Origin of the sequence: Vibrio hepatarius (genome assembly GCF_001274785.1) — a bacterium.
GTDB classification, from domain to species: domain Bacteria; phylum Pseudomonadota; class Gammaproteobacteria; order Enterobacterales; family Vibrionaceae; genus Vibrio; species Vibrio hepatarius.
In genome coordinates this window covers 228,121-252,326 of sequence record NZ_LHPI01000012.1, presented here as the reverse complement: position 1 = coordinate 252,326, position 24,206 = coordinate 228,121, and the positions used below count along the sequence as shown (strand labels likewise).

The 24,206-nt window shown below is 47.7% G+C and carries 22 protein-coding genes; 13 read left to right on the top strand and 9 right to left on the bottom strand.

Features of this window, described 5'->3' with window-relative positions:
- Positions 1-51: 51 nt before the first annotated feature.
- On the top strand, positions 52-1,365 hold the full coding sequence (aceA, locus tag AKJ31_RS13775) for an isocitrate lyase (protein WP_053409674.1): 1,314 nt from the start codon (positions 52-54) through the stop codon (positions 1,363-1,365).
- A 189-nt stretch (positions 1,366-1,554) separates the two neighbouring features.
- Here the strand turns inward: aceA and AKJ31_RS13770 are convergent, their stop codons facing one another.
- From AKJ31_RS13770 to AKJ31_RS13760, 3 genes are all read right to left on the bottom strand, one after another.
- Positions 1,555-2,472, bottom strand: a complete 918-nt coding sequence (locus AKJ31_RS13770; RefSeq protein ID WP_053409673.1) for an aminoimidazole riboside kinase — start codon at positions 2,470-2,472, stop codon at positions 1,555-1,557.
- Between the two features lie 100 nt (positions 2,473-2,572).
- Positions 2,573-3,943: a PTS transporter subunit EIIC gene (locus AKJ31_RS13765; RefSeq protein ID WP_053409672.1), complete on the bottom strand. Its 1,371-nt coding sequence runs from the start codon at positions 3,941-3,943 to the stop codon at positions 2,573-2,575.
- A gap of 15 nt (positions 3,944-3,958) precedes the next feature.
- On the bottom strand, positions 3,959-5,413 hold the full coding sequence (locus tag AKJ31_RS13760) for a glycoside hydrolase family 32 protein (RefSeq protein ID WP_053409731.1): 1,455 nt from the start codon (positions 5,411-5,413) through the stop codon (positions 3,959-3,961).
- 194 nt (positions 5,414-5,607) lie between these two features.
- Here AKJ31_RS13760 and AKJ31_RS13755 point away from each other — a divergent pair, with 194 nt between their 5' ends.
- Entirely contained in the window at positions 5,608-6,609 is a 1,002-nt protein-coding gene (locus AKJ31_RS13755; protein ID WP_053409671.1) for a LacI family DNA-binding transcriptional regulator, read from the top strand.
- 122 nt (positions 6,610-6,731) lie between these two features.
- Here AKJ31_RS13755 and AKJ31_RS13750 read toward each other — a convergent pair whose 3' ends face one another.
- Together AKJ31_RS13750 and AKJ31_RS13745 are read right to left on the bottom strand one after the other, a co-directional pair.
- Positions 6,732-8,672 (bottom strand): HAMP domain-containing methyl-accepting chemotaxis protein, encoded by a 1,941-nt coding sequence (locus tag AKJ31_RS13750; RefSeq protein ID WP_053409670.1) that lies wholly within the window; start codon positions 8,670-8,672, stop codon positions 6,732-6,734.
- Positions 8,673-8,994: 322 nt separating this feature from the next.
- Positions 8,995-9,435, bottom strand: coding sequence for a CBS domain-containing protein (locus AKJ31_RS13745; RefSeq protein WP_053409669.1), 441 nt, complete (start codon positions 9,433-9,435; stop codon positions 8,995-8,997).
- A 283-nt stretch (positions 9,436-9,718) separates the two neighbouring features.
- On the opposite strand from AKJ31_RS13745, the gene queA reads away from it, so the two are divergent.
- The 8 genes from queA (at position 9,719) to AKJ31_RS13705 (ending at position 17,446) form a co-directional block, all read left to right on the top strand.
- Positions 9,719-10,771 (top strand): tRNA preQ1(34) S-adenosylmethionine ribosyltransferase-isomerase QueA, encoded by a 1,053-nt coding sequence (gene queA, locus AKJ31_RS13740; protein WP_053409668.1) that lies wholly within the window; start codon positions 9,719-9,721, stop codon positions 10,769-10,771.
- A gap of 149 nt (positions 10,772-10,920) precedes the next feature.
- A complete protein-coding gene (gene tgt, locus AKJ31_RS13735) occupies positions 10,921-12,057 on the top strand; it encodes a tRNA guanosine(34) transglycosylase Tgt (RefSeq protein WP_053409667.1) in 1,137 nt (378 codons plus the stop codon).
- A 163-nt stretch (positions 12,058-12,220) separates the two neighbouring features.
- Positions 12,221-12,550, top strand: coding sequence for a preprotein translocase subunit YajC (gene yajC, locus AKJ31_RS13730; protein WP_053409666.1), 330 nt, complete (start codon positions 12,221-12,223; stop codon positions 12,548-12,550).
- A gap of 21 nt (positions 12,551-12,571) precedes the next feature.
- Complete coding sequence (secD, locus tag AKJ31_RS13725; RefSeq protein WP_072161345.1) at positions 12,572-14,428, top strand: protein translocase subunit SecD; 1,857 nt, start codon at positions 12,572-12,574, stop codon at positions 14,426-14,428.
- Between the two features lie 15 nt (positions 14,429-14,443).
- Positions 14,444-15,391, top strand: a complete 948-nt coding sequence (gene secF / locus AKJ31_RS13720; protein ID WP_053409665.1) for a protein translocase subunit SecF — start codon at positions 14,444-14,446, stop codon at positions 15,389-15,391.
- A gap of 195 nt (positions 15,392-15,586) precedes the next feature.
- Positions 15,587-15,919, top strand: a complete 333-nt coding sequence (locus AKJ31_RS13715) for a DUF1904 domain-containing protein (RefSeq protein WP_053409664.1) — start codon at positions 15,587-15,589, stop codon at positions 15,917-15,919.
- Between the two features lie 14 nt (positions 15,920-15,933).
- On the top strand, positions 15,934-16,794 hold the full coding sequence (gene mepA, locus AKJ31_RS13710; RefSeq protein WP_053409663.1) for a penicillin-insensitive murein endopeptidase: 861 nt from the start codon (positions 15,934-15,936) through the stop codon (positions 16,792-16,794).
- Between the two features lie 343 nt (positions 16,795-17,137).
- Positions 17,138-17,446 carry a hypothetical protein gene (locus tag AKJ31_RS13705; protein ID WP_053409662.1) on the top strand — a complete coding sequence of 103 codons (309 nt, stop codon included), beginning with the start codon at positions 17,138-17,140 and terminating at the stop codon, positions 17,444-17,446.
- Positions 17,447-17,487: 41 nt separating this feature from the next.
- Here the strand turns inward: AKJ31_RS13705 and AKJ31_RS13700 are convergent, their stop codons facing one another.
- The 4 genes from AKJ31_RS13700 to rdgC all read right to left on the bottom strand — a co-directional run bounded on the left by AKJ31_RS13700 (position 17,488) and on the right by rdgC (position 20,950).
- The gene (locus tag AKJ31_RS13700; protein ID WP_053409661.1) at positions 17,488-17,742 is read right to left on the bottom strand and encodes a YfhL family 4Fe-4S dicluster ferredoxin; all 255 of its coding nucleotides are present in this window, start codon (positions 17,740-17,742) and stop codon (positions 17,488-17,490) included.
- A gap of 2 nt (positions 17,743-17,744) precedes the next feature.
- A complete protein-coding gene (gene trhP, locus AKJ31_RS13695) occupies positions 17,745-19,145 on the bottom strand; it encodes a prephenate-dependent tRNA uridine(34) hydroxylase TrhP (protein WP_053409660.1) in 1,401 nt (466 codons plus the stop codon).
- Positions 19,146-19,307: 162 nt separating this feature from the next.
- Positions 19,308-19,844 (bottom strand): Ail/Lom family outer membrane beta-barrel protein, encoded by a 537-nt coding sequence (locus AKJ31_RS13690; protein WP_053409659.1) that lies wholly within the window; start codon positions 19,842-19,844, stop codon positions 19,308-19,310.
- A gap of 191 nt (positions 19,845-20,035) precedes the next feature.
- Positions 20,036-20,950: a recombination-associated protein RdgC gene (gene rdgC / locus AKJ31_RS13685; protein ID WP_053409658.1), complete on the bottom strand. Its 915-nt coding sequence runs from the start codon at positions 20,948-20,950 to the stop codon at positions 20,036-20,038.
- Between the two features lie 208 nt (positions 20,951-21,158).
- On the opposite strand from rdgC, the gene phoB reads away from it, so the two are divergent.
- The 3 genes from phoB to AKJ31_RS13670 all read left to right on the top strand — a co-directional run bounded on the left by phoB (position 21,159) and on the right by AKJ31_RS13670 (position 24,173).
- Positions 21,159-21,848: a phosphate regulon transcriptional regulator PhoB gene (gene phoB, locus AKJ31_RS13680; protein WP_053409657.1), complete on the top strand. Its 690-nt coding sequence runs from the start codon at positions 21,159-21,161 to the stop codon at positions 21,846-21,848.
- A gap of 67 nt (positions 21,849-21,915) precedes the next feature.
- Positions 21,916-23,214 (top strand): phosphate regulon sensor histidine kinase PhoR, encoded by a 1,299-nt coding sequence (phoR, locus tag AKJ31_RS13675; RefSeq protein ID WP_053409656.1) that lies wholly within the window; start codon positions 21,916-21,918, stop codon positions 23,212-23,214.
- Positions 23,214-24,173: a PstS family phosphate ABC transporter substrate-binding protein gene (locus tag AKJ31_RS13670; protein WP_053409655.1), complete on the top strand. Its 960-nt coding sequence runs from the start codon at positions 23,214-23,216 to the stop codon at positions 24,171-24,173. The genes phoR and AKJ31_RS13670 overlap by 1 nt, the downstream gene beginning before the upstream one ends.
- Positions 24,174-24,206: the final 33 nt, after the last annotated feature.

Below are 24,206 nucleotides of genomic sequence, written 5' to 3'. Positions count from 1 at the left end.
AGCGCCCATTTCTAACAAACAAGAGGCGCTCATCTAAAGAGGGATAGACCAATGACTACATTAACTCGCCGCCAACAAATTGAAGCTCTGGAAAAAGACTGGGCAACAAACCCACGCTGGAAACACGTTAAGCGTCCATACACTGCTGAAGAAGTAGTTGAACTACGCGGTTCAATGGTTCCTGCAAACACAATTGCACAACGTGGTGCAGACAAGCTGTGGTCACTGGTCAACGGTAGCGCGAAAAAAGGCTATGTTAACTGTCTGGGCGCACTGACGGGTGGTCAAGCGGTACAGCAAGCTAAAGCGGGCATCGAAGCGATTTACCTTTCTGGCTGGCAGGTAGCGGCAGATAACAACACTGCGTCAACTATGTACCCAGACCAATCGCTATACCCAGTGGATTCAGTTCCTTCGGTAGTAAAACGCATCAACAACTCGTTCCGTCGTGCAGACCAAATTCAATGGTCTAGCGGTAAGTCACCAGAGGATGAAGGCGGTATTGACTACTTCCTACCAATCGTAGCGGACGCTGAAGCAGGTTTTGGTGGCGTACTAAACGCATACGAACTGATGAAGTCGATGATTGAAGCGGGTGCAGCAGGCGTTCACTTTGAAGACCAGTTAGCATCAGTGAAGAAGTGTGGTCACATGGGCGGTAAAGTACTGGTTCCGACTCAAGAAGCGGTACAAAAACTGGTCGCTGCACGTCTTGCTGCAGACGTTTCTGGCACAACAACGCTAGTAATCGCTCGTACCGATGCGAATGCGGCTGACCTACTGACGTCAGATTGCGACCCATACGATAAAGACTTCATTGAAGGCGAACGTACACAGGAAGGTTTCTACCGAGTGCGTGCAGGTATCGATCAAGCTATCGCTCGTGGCCTAGCTTACGCACCATACGCAGACTTAATCTGGTGTGAAACAGCAACGCCTTGTCTGGAAGAAGCGCGCAAGTTTGCTGAAGCAATCCACGCGGAATACCCAGATCAACTACTTGCGTACAACTGTTCTCCATCGTTCAACTGGGAGAAAAACCTAGACGCTGAAACGATCGCTAAGTTCCAGCAAGAGCTTTCAGACATGGGCTACAAGTACCAGTTCATCACTCTGGCGGGTATCCACAACATGTGGTTCAACATGTTCGAGCTAGCGCATGACTACGCGAAAGGTGAAGGTATGCGTCACTACGTTGAGAAAGTACAGCGCCCAGAATTCCAGGCGGCTGAGAAGGGCTACACATTCGTAGCGCACCAGCAAGAAGTAGGTACGGGTTACTTTGATAAGATGACGAATACTATTCAGGGCGGTAACTCTTCAGTCACAGCATTGACTGGTTCAACTGAAGAAGACCAATTCTAATCCCTAGCCTTAGTACCACGTCAGGCGAGTTAAGGAGTGCAGGCCTCTAACTCGCCACTATTTTGGTATTGATATTCTGTTTTAGGCATAAACTTTGACATGCTTTTGAGCGGTGCAGACCGCTCTTTTTTCGTTTTTCTCCCGCCAACTTTAACTTGGCGATGTTGACGACACGTTTCGTTTATTGCTCTACAAAGACGCCATCAATTGCGCTCGAGTTGGTAACGCCGTCATCGCGCCTTTTTGTGTGGTTGCTAACGCGCCGCAATGATTGCCCCAAATAATCGCTTGTAGAATCGTCGGCTGATGTTGCCACTCTGGATGTTGCGATAGCTTAGCCAATAGTCCACTCACAAACGCGTCGCCAGCACCAGTCGTATCGACGACTTTCGCTTCTGTTACGCCGACTTGATGTTGTTTACCGTTGAAGATTGCCAGTGAGCCTTGCTTCCCAAGAGTGATCAGTACCAAGGGGATATCCAACGAACGTAGCGCCGCAATACCCGCTTCCATAGTGTCCGTTTCAGTAAGGAAAAGTAGCTCTTCTTCGGAGAACTTAACAACATCTGCTTGTGCGACCGCTCGCATCACGACTTCTCGAATCTGCTCTGGTTCCGCCCAGACTTCCTCACGCAAGTTCGGGTCGAAACTGACAAAGCCGCCTGCGCTTTTTATCGCTTCAACCGCCGTCAGAGTTGTGCCTCGACTTGGCTCGTTGGCCAGTGCAATCGAGCAAAAGTGTAGCCACTCACCCTTGGCAAAACTCGGAACATCTTGTGGCTGGGTGAACTGGTCGGCACTTGGCTTGACCATAAAGGTAAAAGTGCGTTCGCCAAACGTATCCAAATCAACCAAAACGGTTGAAGTTCGGTGTTCGTCATCCAGTGTTAAATGACTGGTTTCGACTTTTTCTTTGTTGAGCACTTTTTGCATGAAGCGCCCAAATGGGTCGTTACCGACACGACCAAAAAATCCGCATTCTCCACCGAGGCGTGCAATCCCAACCGCAACATTGGCTGGTGCGCCGCCAGGGCATTTTAAGTACGTGTTGTAGCTCTCTGGGATAAGGTCAACGACCGCGTCTCCGGTTAACCAAACTTTGCTCATCATCTGCATCCTTATATTTTATTGTTTGATGGAACATGCCCATCACGGGTGGATGAATGGCGCCAGAACGATAGTGCGCTCTGGCGCGTAGCGTTATTCTCTACGCTCGCTTAATTGGGTTGTAAAAGCGAGTTAATAGGAACGAAGTTGCGAAGGCGCTGGCAATCACACACAAGTAGCCGATCACTGCCGTCAAAGATTGTGAGTAAAGCAGTACGCCCGGTAAGAAGGTGATGCCCATACCTGTTGCGCTGATGCCAAGCACGTAAGTCACCAATCCGCCGACTGCGCCGCCAATCATACCGAACATAAACACTTTGCCGTATTGTAGGTTTACACCGAACAGTAGCGGCTCGGTAATACCAAACAGTGTCGACATCGACGCACCGTAAGCGTTACCTTTTTTCACCTTATCTTTCAGTAGCGTCGCAACCGCAATCGCAGCACCGAACTGACCAGCCATAGACGCCGTTGCTAGTGGCTGAATTGGGTTCGCGCCAGTTTCGTTCAATAGACCGATTTCAATCACACCGAGTGCGTGGTGCAGACCGGTAATAACAATCATCTGCTGAACCGCGCCAAATAGGATGTAACCAATCCCCATCGGTAGCTCTAACGCCATGCGAACCAGTGAGGTACAGCCGTGTTCGATAGTCTGCAAAATTGGACCAAAGCCGAATAGGATGACAAACACCGCGATAGTGATGGTCAGAAACGGCGTGAACACCAAATCCATGCTCGCAGGAATAAAGCGGCGTAGATTGCGCTCTAGATAAGCGACAAACCAACCAGCAAAAATCGCAGGCAGAACCGTGCCTTGATAGCCAACGAGCGGGAAGTCGAAACCAAACAGTTTCACCATCATCGGCTCAGCAGCACCGTTGGCGACTGCCCAAGCGTTAGGCAGTTGCGGCGCGACCATCATCAAACCGACTACGATTGCGATGATCGTATTACCACCGAATTTCTTTGCCGCAGAGAAGGCGATTAAAACGGGTAAGAAGGCAAAGGCGGTATCGGTTAGCATGCTAAATAGCGCTAGGGTCTCGGCAGAAAACTGTGCGCCTGAATGGAGCAGCATGCCGCGTAGACCCATCAACAAACCAGTCGTTACCAGCGCTGGGATAAGCGGAATAAGGATATCGGCCAATGTACGTACCAGTTTTTGACTGATGGTCATATCGGCAAATGCATCTTGTTTGAAATCTGTTGATTCAAACTCGCCGCCTAGCGCTTTTTTCAAGGTGTCGTAGACGTGCGAGACTTTACCCGTACCGATGATAAATTGATGCTGGCCCGATTGATAAAAGTAACCACTGATCTGCTCAATGTTTTTGGCTTTTTCACTGTTTACTTTGTCGTTGTCTTTGAGGATCAAACGTAGACGGGTCGCACAGTGCTCAGCATTGCGGATGTTGTCTACACCTCCGATACTGTCGAGTATCTCGTTGACGGTTGCTTGATAGTTCATTCTGTTCACCACTTATTATTTTGTTAGGTACTGTAGGTTGATGTTGAGTTTGGTATTGTCGGTTGAAGAAATATGCAGTCGATGTTCGACGTCTTGTGGGAAAAACAAACAGGTAAAAACATCTCGGCCATCATTGATGTATATTTCGATGATGCTTTCATCGCATATCAATGAAATCGTATTGATGTCGTAATCTGTTTCTAATTCGCGTGTTGAACCAAAGCACCAGTCTTCGGCGTGGTGCTCGTAGTTGGTTCGAAATAGTGAGATATGATTGTCATTCACAACTAAGTTAACCGAGCGGTTGTTCTCATTGACCAGCGCAACTTCGAAGTTACAACCACCTTGCTCAAGCTCTAGGTTGAGAGCAAAAGAGAGGCTGTCTAAGTGAATAGACTGCTCGCCGTTGAGCTGCAGAGATTCGCTTTGTACCGCGAGCACTTTCTCAAACAGTTTTTCCGGATACTGATGTAAGCGCTGCTGTTTGACCGACAAACTTCTCGGCAAGGTTAAACAGTGAATCCAGCCGTAATCCATGCTTGGCAATTCTTCGTCTGTACCTGCCCAAGCGATTAAGGTCGGCTTGTCCGGTGAGTTCGCTAAGGTTTGCGGCGCGTAGAAGTCAAAGCCGCGATCCAGCTCATCCCAATGTTCAACCTTAAAGCTCAAGTTGTCGAAATCGACCGCGCCTAAGCAGTAGACGACGTTAAATTTGTTGTGGAAGCGAAACTCTTGTGGCTCCACGCCTTGCGGTGAAAAGATCAGTACATCTTGACCGTCCACCTTGAGTAAGTCTGGGCACTCAAACATATAGGCAGATTGAAATGGAGCGTTGATCTCGATGTTTAGCTCACCTTGGAACTCCCATTTCGTTAGGTCGAATGACTTATAAACGATAATGCAGCCTTTCATATCCGCCTTGCGCTGCGCACCCAATAACATGAAGTAACGACCGCCGTCTTTGAGCACTTTCGGATCTCGTACATGTCCGGTATAGCCTTCCGGCACCGATTGGATCACTGGGTTGCCCGCATATTTGGTCACGCTGTTGTCCGAGCTGAGTAGTGCTAAACACTGGTTCGCGTCTCGGTCGGATTCGAGCTTTATGTTACCGGTGTAAAATAGGTACGCTTGGTCATCTTCAACGATCGCCGCACCTGAATAGGCACCATGTGATTCATAGCCTTCTGTTGGCGTGATTTTCGCGCCGTGCTCTTGCCAGTGGATTAAATCGGATGAGGTCAAGTGCATCCAATGCTTCATTCCATGGAAGGTATCGAAAGGAAACCACTGATAAAACAAATGGTATTGATGGTTGTAATAGCAGAAACCGTTTGGATCATTGAGTAACCCGTGCGGTGGCGTAATATGAAACTTAGGTCTGTATTTCGAGTTGGTTTTGATCTTTTCAAAATTACGCACATCGCGTTCTGTTGCTAAGTCGATCGTTTTGTATTTTAAGTTTTCCACGTTACGCCACCTGAGTTCTTTGCCTGTGAAAATCATAGTGACACCGCTAAGCGGAGAAAACCGCGCGGCAAGTTTATTCACCGATTTGTCGATAAAAACGGTCAAATATGCAGCGCTCTGTGATGTAACACTAAATCTTGTTACATGATTTGCGATACCATTTAGTCACGACTAAAAGTGGGGCGGTAAATGGTATGACAATCAGAGATGTAGCCAAGCAAGCGGGCGTATCGATCGCCACCGTCTCAAGGGTTTTGAACGGCAGTGACAAGGTGTCCCCTGACGCTAAACAGGCGGTTGACCGCGCAATGGCGTCGCTTAACTATCAGAAGCCTGCTATCAAACGGCGTAAGCCGACCAAGCTGTTTGCCGTGATTGTGCGTAACATGACTAACCCATTTTTCGCTCAGTTGGTTGATGTGCTTGAAGAAGAGGCCTACAAACACGGCCGCAGTATCTTGCTGTTTAACAGCCGCAATAATTTGCAGTTGGAGAAGACCTTCATGTCGGAGTGTGTTAATCACAAAGTCGACGGAGTGTTTTTGATCCCACGTTCTTTAAAACCACAGCATTTGGCCGATCTGGACGCACTTCCTTTTCCGGTGGTGTTACTCACCGCAACCAGCAATCAAACCGCGAGCATTGGTACCAATCACCGTCACGGTGGTGAGCTGGTGGCCAAATATTTTGTTGAGCAAGGTTATCACCGGATTGGTTTTATCGGCGCGAGTGACAAACTCTCCGACCGCTTTATCGGCTTTAGGCGTGAACTGGAACGGTTAGGGCGGGAATTACCAGAGCAACGTGTGCTGGCACCTTACACTTCGCAGTCTCTGCAAGCATTTATCTCACGTGAGATCGCGCAACAAGACACCCAGCTTGAAGCTGTCTTTTGCTCCGATGATATCTGTGCGAGCCATTTGTACAACGCGATGAAAGCGATGGAGATAGCACGGAGAAAGCAAGTTGAAGTCGTCGGGTTTGATGACACCTTTATCGCTCAGTCGCTGGGCTTTTCCAGTGTCCGTCAACCGATGAAACAAATCGCGCTATTGGGGTTCGATAAGATGATTGCCGCATTGCAAGATGGAGAGTTGGAACAGTCGCCAACTTTGCTGGAGCCGACATTAGTCGTTCGCCATGCTCCAGCGATAACCGCACTCGAGCGTGCTCCAGAAATTCTGCGCAGCGAATAGACCAATAAAAAGCAGTACATTTGAGATTGGATATGGCGAGTCCAGCTTTCAACCTGACACTCGCCACTTCGTACTTTCTATTTGCATACCCTCGAAAGCCAATTCAAGAGAGTGTTTTGGCTCTATAGCTTAAAGAAACCTAACAGCTCTTTTTGTCTTTCGGCTAAAGACGCCAGTTCTTCGCTCGCTTTTTGGCTTTGTTGTATGCCCGCAACGTTCTGATGAACCAGATCGAAGGTCAGCGAGACATTTTGTGAGATATCCTGAGTGACACCTGATTGCTCTTCAGAGGCGGTCGCCACTTGTGTGTTCATGTCTGAGATAAGTTGAACTGAGTTGGTGATCGAAGAGAACGCGGCTCTGAGCTGCTTACTGTAGTTGCTCGATTCTTCGGTCAACACAAGGTTCGACTGCATAAAGTCATTCGCATCATTCGCTTGAGCTTGCAGCTTGGAAATGATCTCATGAATATCGATCGTTGACTGCTGAGTTTTGGCGGCAAGTGAGCGTACTTCGTCTGCAACCACCGCGAATCCACGTCCTTGTTCACCAGCGCGCGCCGCTTCTATCGCCGCGTTGAGTGCCAACAAGTTGGTTTGCTCTGAGATAGAGTTGATCACTTCCACTACTGTGCCAATTTCAACCGAGTACTCTTGTAACTGATTGACAATACGCGATGTTTCGTCAACCGAACTGATGACTTTTTGTGTGATTTCGTCGGTTGAATCAAGTGCGTTGGCGCCATCTTTCACTTGCAAAGTCGCGTCACCCGCGGCGTTTTCCGCATTGGCGGCATTTTGGCTGACTTCGCTGGCGGTGCTTGATAGCTCGTTGATCGCAGTAGCAATTTGCTCCATCTGGCTCAGTTCTTGTCGCGCATTGCTCTCGGTATCATTCATCACAGCGGTTAGCTCGACGGAAGCCGATGAAACATTGTCGGAGATTTGGTGGAATCCGTCGATGATTCGGCGTAGTTCTTGTCTCATGTTGAGGATGTTGGCATAAATCCCCGTTTCCTTGCCATTGGTGGCAATTTGACTAGAGAGATCACCGGATGAAACCTGTTCGACGATCGCTTGAATCGAGCTTGGCTCACCACCGACGGTTTTGATAACGCTGCGGTAGATTTGATAAGCAATGACCAGTGCAGATAACACAACGAAAGCGGCGAGAAAAACCAGCATAAACTGCGTGGTGTTAAAGCGCTCGATCATTATAGGGCCTAGCGTATCTTGATCGGTTTTAATCGCGAGCTTTAGTTCTTCAATTGAAGCTGCCATCGAAGCGCCGAGCACATCTAGGGTGCCTGATATAATCTCGTTGCGTTGATTTATGGTGTCTAAAATTTGTTTAAAAGAGGTTTGATAAGTATCAAACGCCATAGACAACTCATTGAGGTCTGAGCGGTAGCTAGAAGCCGTGAGTTGTGAGCTGATTAACTTCTCTTGCTGTCGAGCTAACTCAAACTCGTTAGCGGCTTTTTCTGCGTCTGCCTGAGCATTGGTAGTTAAAAAGCTCGATACGTAACGCTGGCTAAATAGTAGATGGAGCTGTAGCTGGTTGGTATTAACTACCGCTTCAAAATCATCGTTTGCTATCGCGTCATTGACAATGTTGGTTAAAGATTGGTTCATCGTCACTCTTGATGGTGTGAGTAGTTCGTCGACCAATCGATTTCTCTCATCGACTAATTCGGTCACGCTGTTAAAGCCAAGCTGATACTGATGAAGTTGTTCGGTAACGGCGGCCAGTGCAGATTTCTGCGCGTCATCCAGGTGGTTAACTTTCGCTTCGTCGATCAGTTGTTGAGAGGCAGAAGTGCGTTGAGTAAATTTCTCCATTTCGCTCGCTTCGTGAGTACGAATGTATTTCAGCGCGGCCAATCGTGCTTCGAGAATGTTTGCCTGTACTCGCCCGATCGCGACGTTGGTTAATGCTAGCCCTCGATAACTTTGGAACCCATGATTTGACTGATAGAAACGCCACGATGAGATAACTGAAATGGTGAGAATCAGTGCGAGAATCGCTCCAAACCCCATGGTTAGTAGTTTTTTAAGACTCATAATTGCTCCCCGGAAATTAGCTACGAGTAATTGTGTTAACTGATTATTGTTATTTGATTTGCCGTTATTGTTATTTTTGTTAGTTTAGTCGCAGTACGCTATGTTGATGAATTTATTAATAATCTTTTAGGGGAAACGTGATCTAATCTTGTGTTTTTACAACGGGTTAAAGCGATTGTGGGAGATTCGTGGTAGCACTAGATTGAGGTGTGTCCTCACCTAGGTCAGGGAAGTGGGTATGCGACAGGGTAGGGTTCAGACTTATTGCACGTAGGATGCAACACGCCTGAAACCGAGAGTTGCAATAAAAATAGCCGTGTATCTAGTCGAGCTCTTCTGGCTCAACTTCTTCTTGTAACTCAAGCAGATTGATCGCGATGGTGACAAAGTCGCTGTCAGTGATGATTCCAACCAAGTGGCCTTTTTCTACCACAGGTAAACAGCCGACTTTGTGCTTTTGCATGTACAAGGCGCTCTCTTTTAAACCCGCTTGCGGAGCAACCGACATGACACCCGTTTTCATCACATCTTGTAGCGGCGTATTTAGAGTGTAAGAGCTGCTATCTGGTAGCTTTTGCAAACTCGACTCTTGCGCAGCAAGTACATCACGGTGAGAAACCACGCCAAGCAACCGTTTTTCCGCGTCAACAATCGGCACGTGGCGAATGTCGAGCTCTTGCATCATGTTCTTGGCGTCGGCGAGATTATTGGAGCGAAGCAGCGTATGAGGGTTACGCGTCATCATGTCTTCGACCTTAATCATGGCAGCCTCCTAGTTATTATTTTGTCCTCTTTTAATATAGTAATTTTTACTCGCAGAGTTTGAGAGCCAAGCAGGTTTTTGTTACTAGACACGAAATATTTACCGTATATTTGACCTTGCTGAATATCTTGTCGCAGCACGGTGCGTTTTTACGCATTTTAAGCACTTGGATTACAATAATTCACATCTCTTTTCTTGCTATTGCTATCGTCCGACATATACTAGTCGGCTGCGAAAAAACGCGCTTTATTTCCAATAGAGACCACGGTAAAAGATTAGGCACATGCAAGTATCAGATTTCCACTTTGACCTGCCAGACGAACTCATTGCTCGTTACCCTCAACCTGAGCGTACCGCGAGCCGATTGCTGCAACTTGATGGCAATACGGGCGAGTTAGTTGACGGCACCTTCACCGACGTATTGAGTCAAGTACAGCCAGGAGACTTGGTTGTATTTAACAACACTCGAGTGATCCCTGCGCGTATGTTTGGTCGCAAAGAGTCAGGTGGCAAACTGGAAGTGCTGGTTGAACGCATGCTGGATGACAAGAGCATCCTTGCGCACGTACGCTGCTCGAAATCGCCAAAGCCGGGTTCGACCATCATTGTTGGTGACAACGATGAATACTCAGCAGAGATGGTGGCTCGCCATGATGCGCTGTTTGAACTTAAGTTCAACGCAGACAAAACGGTACTGGAAATTCTGGAAGAGATCGGCCACATGCCGCTTCCTCCTTACATCGACCGTCCGGATGAAGACGCCGACAAAGAGCGCTACCAAACGGTATACAACCAAAAGCCAGGTGCGGTTGCTGCGCCGACAGCAGGTCTGCACTTTGATGACGTTCTTTTAGAGCAGATCAAAGCAAAAGGTGCTGAATTCGCTTATGTTACGTTGCACGTTGGTGCAGGTACCTTCCAGCCAGTGAAAGTTGACAATATCAACGATCACCACATGCACGCGGAATACGTCGAAGTCCCACAAGAGGTTGTTGACGCTATCAGCGCAACCAAACAACGCGGTGGTCGTATTATCGCGGTTGGCACGACGTCGGTACGTTCACTGGAAAGTGCCGCTCAAGACGCGCTGAAAAAGGGTACCGAACTGAAACCATTCTTTGGTGATACCGAGATCTTTATCTTCCCGGGTTACGAGTACCAATTGGTGGATTGTTTGATTACCAACTTCCACTTGCCAGAATCGACGCTGATCATGCTTGTAAGCGCATTCGCTGGATACGAGAACACCATGAATGCTTACAAGCATGCGGTGGAAAACAAATACCGTTTCTTCTCATATGGCGATTCAATGTTCATCAAGAAGAAAACGGCATAGTTAAAAATAGATTTACGAGTGCTAGCAGTAAGCTAGGAAGCAAAGCGGAGACGCCGCTTTGTCTCTCGCACGGAAAAGCGACCGCTCCTTAAAGTAGGGTTAAGCCCTAAACACATCGTCAGACTGTTTCTCTGACAATCGGAGGCTTCGTGAAGTTAAAATTTGAACTGAAGAAAAAAGATGGTGTTGCACGTCGTGGTCAACTGACTTTCGAACGTGGCACTGTTCAAACACCGGCGTTCATGCCAGTGGGTACTTACGGTACCGTTAAAGGTATGACACCAGAAGAAGTAAAAGGCACTGGCGCTGAGATTCTTCTCGGTAACACATTCCACCTGTGGCTACGTCCTGGTCAGGAAGTGATGAAAATGCACGGTGACCTGCACGATTTTATGAACTGGCAAGGTCCTATCCTTACGGATTCAGGCGGTTTCCAAGTATTCAGCCTAGGTAAAATGCGTACTATCACTGAGCAAGGCGTGCATTTCCGCAATCCAGTGAACGGTGACAAGATTTTCATGGACGCTGAAAAGTCGATGGAAATCCAAAAAGACCTAGGTTCAGACATCGTGATGATCTTCGACGAGTGTACGCCATACCCAGCGACACACGACGAAGCGAAGAAATCGATGGAAATGTCACTACGTTGGGCACAACGTTCTCGCGACCACTTCGATAAGCTAGAAAACCCGAACAACCTATTTGGTATCGTTCAAGGTGGCGTTTACGAAGACCTGCGTGATGTGTCTGTTAAAGGCCTGACTGAGATCGGCTTTGACGGTTACGCGGTTGGTGGTCTGGCAGTTGGTGAACCGAAAGAAGATATGCACCGTATCCTAGAGCACACTTGTCCTCAACTTCCAGAAGACAAGCCACGTTACTTGATGGGTGTTGGTAAACCTGAAGACTTAGTTGAAGGTGTTCGCCGCGGTATCGATATGTTCGACTGTGTAATGCCAACGCGTAACGCGCGTAATGGTCACCTGTTTGTGACTGGCGGTGTGATCAAGATCCGTAATGCGAAACATAAAACCGATACGACGCCACTAGATCCACACTGTGACTGTTACACTTGCCAAAACTACAGCAAGTCGTACTTGCACCACCTAGAGCGTTGTAACGAAATTCTGGGTGCGCGTTTGAATACGATCCATAACTTACGCTACTACCAGCGTCTGATGGAAAGCATCCGTAAGGCGATTGACGAAGACCGTTTCGATCAGTTCGTTGAAGAGTTCTATGCTCGTCGTGACCGCGAAGTGCCACCACTAGCAAAAGAACAATAATAGATGTAAAGCCTTTGGTATTTTGCCAAAGGCTTTTGCTAATAAATTAGGCAGACGCGCGTGATTTTTGAGAGAGTGATCTCTAATAAAAACACTCTCTCTTGATTCTCAATCGCGAAAGCCCCATTTGGATTATTAATAATAAAATAATGAGGACGTTTTAATGTTTATCTCTCAAGCTCATGCAGCAGCAGAAGGCGCACCAGCAGGTGGCGGTTTTGAAATGATTATCATGCTAGGTATGTTTGCGGTGATCTTCTACTTCATGATCTACCGTCCACAAGCTAAGCGTGTAAAAGAGCACAAAAACCTAATGGCTTCTATGGGCAAAGGTGACGAAGTTCTAACTAGCGGTGGTCTAGTTGGTAAAATCACTAAGATCGCAGAAGACAACGACTTCATCACTATCGAGCTGAACACCAACAACGAAGTAGTGATCAAGAAAGACTTCGTTACTGCAGTGCTACCAAAGGGTACGCTGAAGTCTCTATAAAACAGCTAAAGGATCCTCGCTGTGTTAAACCGCTATCCATTGTGGAAGTACTTGATGGTGGTGTTTACCATTGCCATTGCAGCATTGTATGCACTTCCGAACATTTACGGTGAAGATCCGGCTATTCAAGTTACAGGGGCGCGTGGCGCCTCTGTAGATATGTCAACGCTGGATACTGTCACTCAAGCTCTAGATAAACAGGGCTTATCTCATAAATCCATTGCTCTTGAAAATGGATCCATTCTTGTTCGTTTCAACGACACTGATACTCAGATTAGTGCCCGCGATATTATTAACGAAGCTCTAGGTCGCGACACAATCGTTGCGTTGAACCTAGCACCTTCTACTCCTGACTGGCTTGAGTCTATTGGCGCTGCGCCAATGAAACTTGGTCTTGATCTACGTGGTGGTGTTCACTTCTTGATGGAAGTGGATATGGACGCCGCGATGGAAAAACTGGTTGGTCAGCAAGAAGAAGCTTTCCGTAGTGAACTGCGTGAAGAGAAGATTCGTTACCGTTCGATTCGTCCGTCAGGAAAAGACGCTGTTGAAGTGGTACTTCGTAACGAAGAACAACTGGCGCAAGCGAAAAGCGTACTGGAAAAAAATCACCCAGATATGCTGTTTAGCGAAACAGGTTCAGATAGCCGTTTTGCGCTTAAAGCTTCGTTTACTGAGCAACGTCTAACTGAAATTCGCAACTACGCGGTTGAACAGAACATCACCATTCTACGTAACCGTGTGAATGAACTGGGTGTTGCTGAACCACTGGTTCAACGTCAAGGCGCAAGCCGTATCGTTGTTGAACTGCCTGGTGTTCAGGACACGGCTCGTGCGAAAGAAATTCTTGGTGCAACCGCAACACTTGAATTTCGCGAAGTTGACTCAAAAGCCGACCTTGCTGCCGCAGCAAGTGGTCGCGCACCAGCGGGTAGCGAAATCAAGCTAGACCGCGATGGTCGCCCAGTGGTACTGAAAAAGCGTGTCATTCTTGGTGGTTCTAGCATCACGGATGCAAGCTCAAGTGTTGATGAATACGGTCGTCCACAGGTAAATATTTCGCTAGATAGCGAAGGTGGCAGCAAGATGTCAGCATTCTCCAAGAAGAATATTGGCAAGCTGATGGCTACGGTATTTGCCGAGTACAAAGACAGTGGTCGTCGTACGCCTGAAGGCAAAGTAATTCTGACCAAGCACGAAGAAGTGATTAACCAAGCGACGATTCAGTCAGCGCTTGGCCGTAACTTCCGTATCACAGGTATCGACTCTGCAGCAGAAGCGCACAACCTAGCACTACTACTTCGTGCGGGTGCATTGATTGCGCCGATTTCGATTGTAGAAGAGCGCACCATTGGTCCATCTATGGGTCAACAGAATATCGATATGGGTATTCAAGCGTGTATCTGGGGTATGGTGGCAGTAATGCTGTTCACTCTGCTTTACTACCGTAAGTTTGGCTTTATCGCCAACATGGCGTTGATGGCGAACCTAGTGTTAATCATCGGTGTAATGTCAATGATCCCAGGCGCAACCATGACGCTACCGGGTATTGCGGGTATCGTGTTGACGGTTGGTATGGCGGTCGATGCGAACGTGCTTATCTTTGAGCGTATCCGTGAAGAGCTGCGTGACGGACGTAATCCGCAACAAGCGATTCACCAAGGTTACGCAAACGCGTTCAGCACTATCGCCGATGCAAACATCACCACTCTTATCACAGCGATTATCCTATTCGCTGTCGGTACAGGTGCGATCAAAGGCTTCGCGGTAACACTGTCTATCGGTATCTTAACCTCTATGTTTACAGCCATTATTGGTACACGTTGTGTCGTGAACCTGCTTTATGGCGGCAAACGCGTAAACAAACTGTCGATCTAAGGCTGGGAATTAGTCATGTTTCAAATTCTAAAAGCAGAAAAAACGATCGACTTTATGCGTTGGTCGAAAGTCGCGTTCGTATTGTCTCTTGTGATGATCGGTGCGGCTATCTTCACTCTCTCTACCAAATGGTTGAACTGGGGGCTGGACTTTACCGGCGGTACGTTGATCGAAGTCGGCTTTGAACAGCCTGCGAACCTAGAGCGAATCCGCTCTTCATTAGAAGCGGAAGGCTTTGGTGACGCGACGGTGCAGAACTTTGGTTCAGCACGTGACGTGATGGTTCGTCTTCGTCCTCGTGAAGATATTGCAGGTGAAACGCTGGGCAACCAGATCATCGCCGCTATCAAACAAGGTACGGGCGAGAACGTAGAAATGCGTCGTATCGAGTTCGTTGGTCCAAACGTTGGTGACGAGCTTACAGAAGCGGGTGGTCTTGCGATTCTCGTGTCTCTGATCTGTATTCTTATCTACGTATCGGTTCGATTCGAGTGGCGTTTAGCTGCCGGTGCGGTACTGGCACTGGCGCACGACGTTATCATCACGCTAGGTATTTTCTCTTTGATGCAAATCGAAGTGGACTTAACCATCGTTGCGGCACTGTTAACGGTTGTCGGTTACTCGCTCAACGATACCATCGTTGTATTTGACCGTATCCGTGAAAACTTCCGTAAGATGCGTAAAGGTGAACCAGCAGAAATCATGAACAGCTCAATCACGCAAACATTGAGCCGTACATTGATCACCTCTGCGACCACTTTGTTCGTAGTCATTGCGCTGTTTACTCAAGGCGGTGCGATGATTCACGGCTTTGCGACTGCGCTTCTACTGGGTATCACAGTGGGTACATACTCTTCGATCTACGTGGCTTCGGCGCTGGCTCTGAAACTGGGTATTACCAAAGAACACTTGATGCCACCTCAAGTAGAAAAAGAAGGTGCAGAATTCGACGAGATGCCTTAAGTCTCGTTTATCTGATACAAAGCCGCTGCCTGTCAGCGGCTTTGTTTTTTCTAGAGAACAACCACATCGCCAATCAACTAGACTCAAGGTGTATAGAACAAAATGTGCGCGCGAGTAACAAGTTAATACACAGTAAACAAGACATCATGGTTTAACTTGGTATCATAGCTCGACAGATAAAAAAGGAAGCAAGTTATGCCGCATTTACGTTTTCGAGCTGTAGAACCACAGACGGTTCAGCCGCTGTCTAAATCTTTGATTGATGTTCTCCAGCCTTTGATGGATTGCCCGCGTGAAGATTTCACCTTCGAATATGTTTACACCACTTTTTACCATGAAGGTGAAGTCACTCCGGCTTACCCATTTGTTGAAGTGCTATGGTTTGACCGAGGGCAAGAGACGCAGGATAAAGTCGCTAAGCTTATCACTCAGCAAGTGCGCGGAATGATCGGCGAAGATGTCGATGTTGCAGTTATTTTCACCGCCCTCAACGCGAGCGGCTACTATGATAATGGCGAACATTATTAATTAGGACTCCATCGATGAGGAAGATATCTGCAGTTAGTTTCCGTTACCTATCTTTCTTATCACTATTGATTGTTGCTCCCTCCGTTATTGCCAGCGCGTGGGAGCATGTTGATTCTCCCTCCCACCACTCTCCTCAATCAATAGGCAGTTACGCCAATGGATGCCTTTCCGGTGCGTCAGCGTTGCCATTAGAAGGGCTTGGCTACCAAGTTTTGCGTAGTGAACGACTGCGATACTTTGGTCACCCTAATTCGGTCAGCTTTATTCAGCGCCTTGGCGAGTTTTCTGCTCATCAGCTCCAGACAAATTTACTGGTGGGAGATATTTCTCTGCCGCGTGGCGGACGTTTTTCTAGCGGTCATTCTAGCCATCAAACCGGATTGGATATCGATATCTGGTTGAAACTGGCGGACGAAAGATTATCAGCGCAGCAGTTGAGTCAGCCCAGAGCGATCAGCGTGGTCGATATCGAACAGTACCGGTTGCAAAAACAGAATTGGGACTCGCGCCACTTTCAATTGATCAAGCGCGCTGCCAGTGATCAAGCAGTGGCGAGAATTTTTGTTCACCCAGTGATTAAAGAGAAACTGTGCAGCAGTGAAACCTCCAACGATCGGGCTTGGCTAAGAAAAGTCCGCCCGTGGTGGGGCCACCATTACCACATGCACGTGCGCCTAAAATGCCCTCAAGGCAGTGCGGTATGTCAGCCTCAAGCAGCGCCGCCCAAAGGGGATGGTTGCGGTTATGAGTTGACGAGTTGGCGACCAAAACCTCAAATCGATGAACCCGAAGTCGCGGCGGTGAAGCCGAAGAAAAAGCCACCTAAAATCATGCCTGCGCAGTGTGAAATGCTGCTCCCTGACACACAAAGTTAACCTCCTTTTTTGACTGATACGACCAATATCTTTTTCAGAACAGTATCAAGTATGAAACTGGAGAAACATCACGCTAGTGTCTACAGTGATTAATATAACTATAAATAACGAACCAGCTTGCTTTAAACGTATCGAGATTAGATTACTGATAAATAATATTTTTTTATCTAATTATTTGTCGGTTTTCCGTCTGATGTCGAGATACGAGTTCGAAGCGTAAAAGTTGTCGGTTTAGATATTAGTTTGTTGAGTTGGTTAAGTAATATCTTTGAACAACATAGATAGGCGAAGTGGTGGGTGCAGTGGACGGCAACCTGCCAGAGCGTTCATTAAGGACAAGACCATGACGATGATTTGTGCAAAAGAATTTGCAGAGTGGTTGAGGCATAGATTTAGCGGTGAAACTACTGGCGTATCAATAACTCGCGAAGATATCAATCAATTGACGGGAAGGCAGAGGCTTGATCTCGGGTTTGTAAACGATGTGCATTATGAGTTGATGCAACACGGTTTCGCGTTTGTCACCGATACGGGGCGGGAGAATTACTATTTGCTGCCGGTAACCCTAACAAAGAACTGGCGAGAGCGCCTTGAGTACCACTTCGAGAAAGAGCTGTTTTGTAATATCTATCCTATTGAAAAGTCGGGTTAAAAAAAGGTCCAACTTAATAAATAAGTTGGACCTTCTAGTTTTTAAGCTAAACCTTGAATTATTACGAATTTCTCAAGTAACTCTTCTTCGGTTTCAATATGATTCGGGTCAGTGATAATGCACTTGGTAATTGGACAAACCGACTGACAGGTTGGTTTGTCGTAATGACCTTTACACTCAGTACATAAGTCTGGGTCAATTTCAAAGATAGTGTCACCCATTGAGATCGCACCGTTAGGGCACTCTGGGTCGCACATATCACAGTTAATGCACTTATCAGTGATCAGCAGAGCCATGCTTATTTACCTGTTGGGTTACGGGTATCCTGACCTGCGTTTAGGTTGCGCATTAGAAGGCCGTATTCTAGATCCATATCTTCTGGAACTGGAATAAATACAAAGTGGCCGTTGCCTTTCGCGTCTTCAATTGACTCTGACTTGCGGTTTTCCATTGCTTCTAGCGTGAAGACAACGTTACCTTTTGGCGTCATAAGTTCTAGGCTGTCACCGACAACGAATTTGTTTTTCACTTCCACTTCTGCCATGTCACCACGACGTTTGCCAGTGAACTCACCAACGAACTGCTGAGCGTCAGATACTGAGTAACCGTAGTCGTAGTTTTGGTACGCATCGTGTGTGTGACGGCGTAGGAAACCTTCGGTGTAACCACGGTGAGCTAGGCTTTCTAGCGTGCCCATTAGGTTTTCATCGAATGGCTTGCCTGCAACTGCGTCGTCGATCGCTTTACGGTAAACCTGAGCAGTACGTGCACAGTAGTAGAAAGACTTAGTACGGCCTTCGATTTTCAGCGAGTGAACACCCATTTTCGTTAGACGCTCAACGTGTTGAACCGCACGTAGGTCTTTTGAGTTCATGATGTAAGTGCCGTGCTCGTCTTCGTAAGCTGCCATCTTTTCTTCTGGACGGTGAGCTTCAGAAAGAAGAACCACTTCATCCGTTGGTTTGCCACGACCGATAGTGGTTTCAGGGCGCTCGTCCTGAACTTCAACAGGCTGCGCTTCAGCTGGGTCGAATTTCTCAACGATGTCGCCAGCGTCGTTTTCTTTGCCTTCTTCAACTTTGTATTCCCAACGACATGCGTTAGTACATGTACCTTGGTTAGGGTCGCGTTTGTTGATGTAACCAGACAGTAGGCAGCGGCCAGAGTAGGCCATGCATAGCGCACCGTGAACGAAAACTTCAAGTTCGGTTTCAGGACAGTGCTCGCGAATTTCTTCGATTTCTTCTAGAGAAAGCTCACGAGATACGATTACGCGCTCAACGCCGTTTGCTGCCCAGAATTTTACTGTTGCCCAGTTTACCGCGTTCGCCTGTACTGACAGGTGAATTGGCATTTCAGGGAAAGCTTCACGAACCATCATGATTAGGCCAGGGTCAGACATAATCAGTGCGTCTGGGCCCATTTCTACTACCGGTTTAAGGTCGCGAATAAAGGTTTTTAGCTTAGAGTTGTGCGGTTGGATGTTACATACCACGTACAGTTTTTTACCTAAAGCGTGTGCTTCATCGATACCGATTTTTAGGTTTTCGTGGTTGAACTCGTTGTTACGTACGCGAAGGCTGTAGCGAGGTTGGCCTGCGTATACCGCGTCTGCGCCGTAGGCAAATGCGTAACGCATGTTTTTAAGGCTACCTGCCGGTGACAGTAGCTCAGGTACGAATGCTTTCTCAGTTGTCATGTGTAATTCTCTTAGTCTGATCTCAAGTCAGGGCTATTCCACCAGATGGAATAGGGGCGCAAATTTTACGTTAAAATGTGACTTGTGACTAGCAGAATTCGATACGGGGCAAAGTAGGTGCGCCTGAGGGGAAGCAGGCGCGGGTGGTTAAGGGCTAGGTAATTAAAAGCGGTAGCCGAGTGACAATGAATAACTCGTCGCTTTGGCATCGGAGAAATGCTCGCTGAGCTCGACACCTGTGTTGATCACTAAGCTGCGTGTGAGGTTGAAATCAACACCCGCACCAATAGCAAAGCTTTCATCTTCGCGGGTGGATTTAGGTAGACCATAACCTTTGCGTTCAACCGAGTATTCGGCATAGCCTAGCGTCGCGTAGCCACTGACAAAGTCATTGAAGCGGTATGTTGGGCCAAGGTGCAGGCTACTGTAAATACTCGTCGTCTTGCCTGATTCGACAAACTTTATCCCAGGTTGCAAAGTGTATTCTTTGTCTTCGTTCGTGGTGACGGAGGCACTGGCCAACAAGCCGATGCGACTTGCGCCTTCGTAGCGGTATTTAACAGTTAATCCGTGCAGTTTATCTTTGGCGTTTTTGATATCGGTTGCGGCATAACCCGCCATGATCGTGTGATCGGCGGCTTGAACGGCAAAAGACAAGCTTAGAAGTGCAGCGGTAGTAAGAATAGGTATCGTACGCATAACTAGAGCCTCAATGGTTATTGTTTATTTGTGGCTGTTTTTTATACGCAGCATAAGCGCTTGAATGTAGGCGTTTAAATGGAAAATAAAACTCGAATGCTAAGCGAAAACTACGGGTGGTGTGGGAATCAAATTTCGTCGTCAGGAAAGGAAATCAGCCTTCTGAGAAGGCTGATTTGTGTGGGAGCGTGTTACGCGTTCGGGTGAGGCAAGCCGCCCAGTGATTCGTACAGGCTTGGTAGGAATACACTCAGTTCACCGCACATTAACGAGAAGTCTGCGTCAAAGCGTGCTGCTTGGTCTTCGCGTGGGATATCGTCGTTTTGATCTTTTAGGTCATCAGAGAATTTCAGGCGTTTGATGCTGCCGTCTTCCGCAAGAATAAACTCGATACGCTCTTGCCACCAAAGCGCAAGTTTCGTCACTACTTTGTCTGCTTCAATATGGCTACGGATTTCATCTGCCGTAAGTTCTTGTTTCTTACAACGAATCACGCCGCCTTCTTCCAGTACCGATTTCAGCTCGGCTTCGTCTAGCATCTGCATGCCAACTGGCGTGTTACCAGTTTTCACCCACTCAGTCAGTGTGGTTTCAATCGCTTGTTCTGGAATCGCAGGTACGACGGGTAGGCTACCCATCGTCTTACGCAGTAACGCCAAAACGTCTTCCGCTTTCTTGAAGCTGCTTGCATCAACCAGAATAAAGCCTTCTTTTGGCAGAATCAGAACATAAGTGTGGTTGCTGCGGCTAAACGCGCGTGGCAGCAAATCCATCACGATGTCTTCTTTTAGATTGTCTTTCTCTTTTTTCTTCAGAGGACGACCTTCTTGCGCTTCCATCGCATCGACTTTCGCGTTGAGAGACTCTTTGATCACCGATGCTGGCAGCATCTTCTCTTCTTTTTTGGCGCAGATCAGGATGCGGTTTTCAGACACGTGCGTCATCATATCGCCGTGTTTACCCATCGCGGTCACCCAGCCAAACTTCTGTTTGTCCTGACTGCCACACGGCGTAAAGCGAAACTCTTGAAGTTGCTTTTCTAGTTGGTCTGCATTGAATTCGATATCACGGTTAAATCGGTAAACCAGACAATTTTTAAACCACATATTCTTTCTCTATACCTAGACTTAGCTGCTAATCATAAAGGCTTTTTACGCCCTTGTCTTAACGCAAATACACAATAGTGGGATGAAAGTTATATGAAAATTTGTTTTCAAAGGTCACAAAAGTGTCATAATTGCTAGTAATAATGCTTATCGTTGCAGAGGCCTGATGTGGCCTAAAATAATTTAACTAACATAAGGTTATTCAATTATGTCTAGAAGGATTCTAGTTGTTGAAGACGAAGCTCCAATCCGCGAAATGCTTTGCTTTGTTCTTGAACAAAAGGGTTACCAAGCGGTAGAGGCAGAAGATTACGATACTGCGGTAACTAAACTGGCTGAACCCTTCCCAGATCTTGTTCTGCTAGATTGGATGCTACCTGGTGGTAGTGGTATCAACTTTATCAAACACATGAAACGTGAAGAGCTAACACGCAATATCCCAGTGGTAATGCTGACGGCTCGTGGTGAAGAAGAAGACAAAGTTCGCGGCCTAGAAGTGGGCGCGGACGACTACATCACCAAACCATTTTCTCCAAAAGAGCTAGTGGCACGCCTGAAAGCGGTAATTCGCCGCGTTACGCCAACCGCGTTAGAAGATGTAATTGATGTTCAAGGCTTAAAGCTCGACCCTGTTTCTCATCGCGTGACCGCGAATGACCAGCCGCTGGATATGGGGCCGACAGAATTCAAAATGCTGCATTTCTTTATGACTCACCAAGAACGCGTTTACAGCCGTGAGCAGCTACTCAACAACGTTTGGGGCACCAACGTATACGTTGAGGACCGTACGGTCGACGTGCATATTCGTCGCCTACGCAAAGCACTAGAAAATGCAGGCCACGACAAACTGATTCAGACAGTACGTGGCGCGGGATATCGTTTCTCAACGAAATCATAGTACCTAGCTAGAGCAACTCCGCCCAAGTCTTGTGGGCGGAACTCATTGGTACATATTGGAGAGGTAAGTGGTAGAACGGTTAACTTGGAAGAAGCTAGCCTGGGAGCTGGCTTTTTTTTACACCCCTTGGATAGTGGTCGGGTGGATATTCGGCTACATGCCGTGGTTGCTGCTGGCAGCAACGGTGATTCAACTTGTTTGGCACCTGCACAATCAAATGCGATTGTCGGCGTGGTTATGGGACGAAAAGCGCTTAACGCCACCGTCTGGTACTGGTAACTGGGAGTCGTTGTTCAACGGCATCTACCGTCTGCAACAACGCCAACGTAAAAAACGTAAAGAGTTAACCAACCTCATTCGCCGTTTCCGTAACGGTGCGGAATCGTTACCCGATGCCGTTGTGGTCTTCCGTGGTGAAGGCAACATTGTCTGGTGCAACCGACTCGCACAACATCTATTAGGCTTTAAATGGCCTGACGATTCTGGTCAACCGATCTCCAACCTGATCCGCACGCCCGATTTTATCAAATACCTCAATAAGAAAGACTTCTCTGAGCCGTTGGAAATGCGCTCGCCGCTTAATGTCGAGCGTATGCTGGAACTGCGTATTGTACCGTACACAGAAGGTGAACACCTGATGGTGGTACGTGATGTCAGCCAGCTTAAACAATTGGAAGGCATGCGCCGTAACTTCTTTGCCAACGTTTCGCATGAATTACGTACGCCGATGACCGTGTTACAAGGTTATCTGGAAATGACCGAAGACCCGGATATGGTCGTCGGCCCGATGTGGAGCAAAGCGCACGGTGTGATGACCGAGCAGCTTAACCGTATGAACAGTCTGGTCAACCAACTGCTTACTTTGTCTAAAATTGAAGCTGCGCCGATGCACGAGCTCGACGAAGTGGTCAACGTGCCAGCGATGCTGGAAGTGCTAGAAAAAGAAGCCGCCAGCTTGAGTGGCGACCAAGAACATAAGCTCAAGTTTGAAGTTGACGAAAAGCTGCGTGTGCTGGGGGATGAAGACCAGTTGCGCAGTGCGATTTCTAACTTGGTTTACAACGCGGTTAAGTACACGCCTGCTGGCGCAGAGATTAATGTGCGTTGGTATAAAACACCGCAAGGTGCTTGTTTAGAAGTGCAGGACAGTGGTGATGGTATCGAACCTCAACACTTGCACCGTTTGACCGAACGTTTCTACCGCGTCGATAAAGCGCGCTCACGTGATACGGGCGGTAGCGGTCTTGGTCTAGCGATCGTTAAGCACGCCTTAACGCACCACGACTCACACCTCAATATCCAGAGCCAAGTGGGCGTAGGCAGTAAGTTCTCGTTCGTACTGCCAAAACGCTTAGTGGTGTACTAATGAAGTTAGTGCTCACTACGATTTTATCAGCGTCTTTAACCAGCTTTGCTGCGCATGCAGAAGCCATTCCCGATTATCACAAGGTGCACGGTATTACCGGTACCTTAACCAGTGTTGGCTCTGATACCTTGGCGGGCATGACGACGCTATGGTTTGAAGAGTTCAAACAGATGTATCCAAGCGTGAATGGTCAAGTACAGGCCTCTGGCTCGTCAACCGCACCGCCAGCACTCACCGAACGAACCGCGCAATTTGGACCGATGAGCCGTCCGATGCGTAATCGTGAGATAGAAGCGTTTGAGCGTGAACACGGCTATAAACCGACTGAATTGCGCGTAGCGATTGATGCGATTGGTATTTTTGTCCATCGGGACAACCCGATCAAAGGCATCAATTTCCAGCAGTTAGACAGCATCTTCTCCGCTACATTGCGTTGCGGGGCAACACAATCTATCTCTACTTGGTCAGAACTTGGCTTGGATTATCAGTGGGCGAAACGCAGTATCCAGTTGTTTGGCCGTAACTCGGTATCAGGCACGTATGGCTACTTTAAAAACAATGCGCTGTGCGGCGGCGACTTTAAAAATAGCGTTAACGAACAACCAGGCTCAGCCTCTGTAGTCCAGTCGGTGGCCTCTGCGGTAAATACCATTGGCTACTCAGGGGTAGGGTATAAAGTTTCGGGGGTGAAGCTGTTACCTGTTGCTAAACAGGGCAATCAGTACATCGAAGCGAATCAAGCTAACATCTTGTCAGGTAAGTACCCACTATCGCGTTACTTGTATGTATACGTGAATAAGCATCCGTCGAAACCGCTTTCTCCGGTAGCGAGTGAGTTTATTCGTTACATCTTTTCTGCTCAGGGACAAGAGCAAGTCGAGAAAGACGGTTACATCCCAATCTCAGCGGACATTGCCCGTCAGGAGCTACAAAAAGTCGGGTTGTTAAGCGCAGAGTAGACTTGCTCTGCGCTGAGAATGTTTCACAACCTG

Excerpts from the sequence above, each read along its gene's own strand:
- aceA (WP_053409674.1), top strand. The coding sequence starts at position 52 with ATGACTACATTAACTCGCCGCCAACAAATTGAAGCTCTGGAAAAAGAC.
- AKJ31_RS13770 (WP_053409673.1), bottom strand. The coding sequence starts at position 2,472 with ATGAGCAAAGTTTGGTTAACCGGAGACGCGGTCGTTGACCTTATCCCA.
- AKJ31_RS13765 (WP_053409672.1), bottom strand. The coding sequence starts at position 3,943 with ATGAACTATCAAGCAACCGTCAACGAGATACTCGACAGTATCGGAGGT.
- AKJ31_RS13755 (WP_053409671.1), top strand. The coding sequence starts at position 5,608 with ATGACAATCAGAGATGTAGCCAAGCAAGCGGGCGTATCGATCGCCACC.
- AKJ31_RS13750 (WP_053409670.1), bottom strand. The coding sequence starts at position 8,672 with ATGAGTCTTAAAAAACTACTAACCATGGGGTTTGGAGCGATTCTCGCA.
- AKJ31_RS13745 (WP_053409669.1), bottom strand. The coding sequence starts at position 9,435 with ATGATTAAGGTCGAAGACATGATGACGCGTAACCCTCATACGCTGCTT.
- queA (WP_053409668.1), top strand. The coding sequence starts at position 9,719 with ATGCAAGTATCAGATTTCCACTTTGACCTGCCAGACGAACTCATTGCT.
- yajC (WP_053409666.1), top strand. The coding sequence starts at position 12,221 with ATGTTTATCTCTCAAGCTCATGCAGCAGCAGAAGGCGCACCAGCAGGT.
- secF (WP_053409665.1), top strand. The coding sequence starts at position 14,444 with ATGTTTCAAATTCTAAAAGCAGAAAAAACGATCGACTTTATGCGTTGG.
- AKJ31_RS13715 (WP_053409664.1), top strand. The coding sequence starts at position 15,587 with ATGCCGCATTTACGTTTTCGAGCTGTAGAACCACAGACGGTTCAGCCG.
- mepA (WP_053409663.1), top strand. The coding sequence starts at position 15,934 with ATGAGGAAGATATCTGCAGTTAGTTTCCGTTACCTATCTTTCTTATCA.
- AKJ31_RS13705 (WP_053409662.1), top strand. The coding sequence starts at position 17,138 with ATGACGATGATTTGTGCAAAAGAATTTGCAGAGTGGTTGAGGCATAGA.
- AKJ31_RS13700 (WP_053409661.1), bottom strand. The coding sequence starts at position 17,742 with ATGGCTCTGCTGATCACTGATAAGTGCATTAACTGTGATATGTGCGAC.
- trhP (WP_053409660.1), bottom strand. The coding sequence starts at position 19,145 with ATGACAACTGAGAAAGCATTCGTACCTGAGCTACTGTCACCGGCAGGT.
- AKJ31_RS13690 (WP_053409659.1), bottom strand. The coding sequence starts at position 19,844 with ATGCGTACGATACCTATTCTTACTACCGCTGCACTTCTAAGCTTGTCT.
- rdgC (WP_053409658.1), bottom strand. The coding sequence starts at position 20,950 with ATGTGGTTTAAAAATTGTCTGGTTTACCGATTTAACCGTGATATCGAA.
- phoB (WP_053409657.1), top strand. The coding sequence starts at position 21,159 with ATGTCTAGAAGGATTCTAGTTGTTGAAGACGAAGCTCCAATCCGCGAA.
- AKJ31_RS13670 (WP_053409655.1), top strand. The coding sequence starts at position 23,214 with ATGAAGTTAGTGCTCACTACGATTTTATCAGCGTCTTTAACCAGCTTT.